The organism is Sphingomonas elodea ATCC 31461, assembly GCF_000226955.1.
Taxonomy (GTDB): domain Bacteria; phylum Pseudomonadota; class Alphaproteobacteria; order Sphingomonadales; family Sphingomonadaceae; genus Sphingomonas; species Sphingomonas elodea.
This window is the reverse complement of the sequence record NZ_AGFU01000084.1, coordinates 1-2,492: the sequence shown is the minus strand read 5'-3', so window position 1 is coordinate 2,492 and position 2,492 is coordinate 1. Positions and strand designations below refer to the sequence as shown.

Annotated in this window: 2 protein-coding genes; both read right to left on the bottom strand. The window is 70.0% G+C overall.

Translation table 11 applies throughout. The features are described from left to right. Positions 1-7 precede the first annotated feature (7 nt). Positions 8-1,963 carry a chemotaxis protein CheA gene (locus tag KK7_RS0118225; protein ID WP_010546076.1) on the bottom strand — a complete coding sequence of 652 codons (1,956 nt, stop codon included), beginning with the start codon at positions 1,961-1,963 and terminating at the stop codon, positions 8-10. Further along, positions 1,960-2,328 (bottom strand): response regulator, encoded by a 369-nt coding sequence (locus tag KK7_RS0118220; RefSeq protein ID WP_010546075.1) that lies wholly within the window; start codon positions 2,326-2,328, stop codon positions 1,960-1,962. Before KK7_RS0118220 ends, KK7_RS0118225 begins: the two co-directional genes overlap by 4 nt. Between the last annotated feature and the right edge of the window lie 164 nt (positions 2,329-2,492).

Sequence of the window (2,492 nt, the reverse complement as noted above, 5' to 3'; positions counted from 1 at the left end):
CATGGGCTCAACCGGCGGCACGCAGCCGCTCCTCCTGCTGCTGGCCGGCCAGTACGAGCTGGACGACGTCGAGGATCAGCGCGACGCCGCCGTCGCCGAGGATGGTCGCGCCGGCAAAGGCGGCGACGTCCCGGTGGAGCGGCGACATCGACTTGATCACGGTCTGGTGGCTGCCGATGATCTGGTCGACGACCAGGCCGACGCGCTCGGCGCCGGTGGCGATGACGACGATCTTCTGGTGCGGATCGGGGCGGGTGCCGGTGTCGAACATCTCGCGCAGGCGCAGGAACGGCACCAGCCGGTCGCGCAGGGTGATGAAGCTGCGGCCGCGCGAGCGCAGATCCTCTTCCAGGCTGAGTTCGAGGCATTCCTCGACGGCGGCCAGCGGGATGACGTAGCGGCCCTCGCCGACCCGGACGAGCAGGCCGTCGATGATCGCGAGGGTGAGCGGGATGCGCAGCACCACCTTCGATCCCTCGCCGGGGTTGGAGGAGATGTCGATCGCGCCGCGCAGGCTCTCGATGGTGCGCTTGACCACGTCCATGCCGACACCGCGGCCCGACAGGTTGGTCACCGCCGCCGCGGTCGAGAAGCCGGGGTGGAAGATCATCTGGAGCAGCTCGCCGTCGCTCAGCTGCTGACCCGGCTGGATCAGGCCTTGCGATTCCGCCTTGGCGCGGACGCGCTCGCGGTCGATGCCGCGGCCGTCGTCCTGGATGGTGATCAGCACCTCGCCGCCGGCCTGGTGGGCGGACAGGCGGACCTGGCCGGTGGCGGGTTTGCCCGCCGCCACGCGCGCCTCGGCGGTTTCCAGGCCATGGTCGCAAGCGTTGCGGATCAGATGGACCATCGGATCGGCGAGCCGCTCGATCACGGTCTTGTCGACTTCCGTAGCCTCGCCCTCGGTGGACAGCTCGATCGCCTTGCCGGTCTCGCGGGCGAGGTCGTGGATCAGCCGGCGGAAGCGGCCGAACAGCGTGGCCACCGGCACCATGCGCAGCACCATCATCGTGTCGCGCAATTCGCTGACCAGCCGCTCGATCTCCTCGGAGATCGAGCGCAGCACCATGTCGCCGCCCTGGCCGTTGGCGAGCTGCGACAACCGGCTATGGACGATGACCAGCTCGCCCACCCGGTCCATCAGCTCGTCGAGCCGTTCGGCCGGCACGCGGACGCTCTCGCCGGTCTTGGTCGCGGCCTTGGCCGGGCCGCTGGTCTCGGGAGGGGCGGCAGCGGCGGCAACCGGCGCTTCGGCGACCTCGGCGGGCACCTCGGCCGCGCCGCCGAGTTCCTCGATCACCAGCTCCATGTCGTCCATCACGAACAGGAACACATCGTCGATCGCGTCGCGCGAGATGTCGCCCAGCAGTTCGACGTCCCAGCCGATATGGCATTCGACCGGGTTCAGGTCGGCGAGCGGCGGCACGCGGTCGGTGCGCGCGGTGATGGTGCACTCGCCCAGCTCGCGCAGCTCGTCGAGCAGCATCAGCGGGTTGGTGCCGTTGGCCATGCTCTCGGGCGGCAGGTAGAAGCGCAGCCGCCAGCCCTTGCGTGCGGGGGCGGAGGGGGCGACGGGCGGCGCGCCGGCGGCGGCATCCACCTCGCGCTGCAGTTCGGCGAGGATCGCGGCACCGGCGGCTTCCAGCCCGGTGCCGTCGCCGTCGACCAGCGCGCGCATATGGTCCTTGGCCGAGAGGATCACCGCGACCAGCCCCTGGGTGGCGGGGGCGAGCCCCTTGCGGACGCGGTCGAAGGCGGTCTCGCAGTGATGGGTGAAGCTGGCCAGCGCGTCGAACCCGAACATCGCGCCCGAGCCCTTGAGCGTGTGCAGGCCGCGGAACACCGCGTCGATCAGGTCGCGATCGTCCAATCGGTGGGTCAGGTCGAGCAGGCCCTGCTCGACCTGGTCGAGCAGGTCGCCGGCCTCGACCCGGAAGGCGGCGATCGGATCGCCGCCGCTCACCGGCCGAGCACCTTGCGCGATACCTTGAGCAGCTGCTCGGGGACGAACGGCTTGACCAGCCAGCCGGTGGCGCCGGCGGCCTTGGCCTGCTGCTTCATCGCGTCATCGCTTTCGGTGGTGAGGAACAGGATCGGCGTGCCGCACTGGGCGGGATCCTTGCGCAGCTCGCGGATCATCGTCAGCCCGTCCATATTGGGCATGTTGAGGTCGGTGATGATCAGATCGAACTTCGCACCCTTGGCCTTGGCCAGGCCTTCGACGCCGTCGCCTGCCTCGGTGACGCTGTAGCCGGCACCGGTCAGCGCGATCTTGATCGCCATCCGCAGGCTCGGCGAATCGTCGACGGTGAGGATCGAGGCAGTCATTGAACAGCTTCTCCGTGAAACCAGAAATCGAGATCGGCGGCGGTCGGCGCAGCAAGGAATCCGGCACGCTCCAGCAGCGCCGCCACCGGCGCAGGCGCCGGCGTGCGCAGCCGAACCGCCCGGCCCGCCTCGGCTGCCGTCATCCGCAGCGCCTGGATCAACTG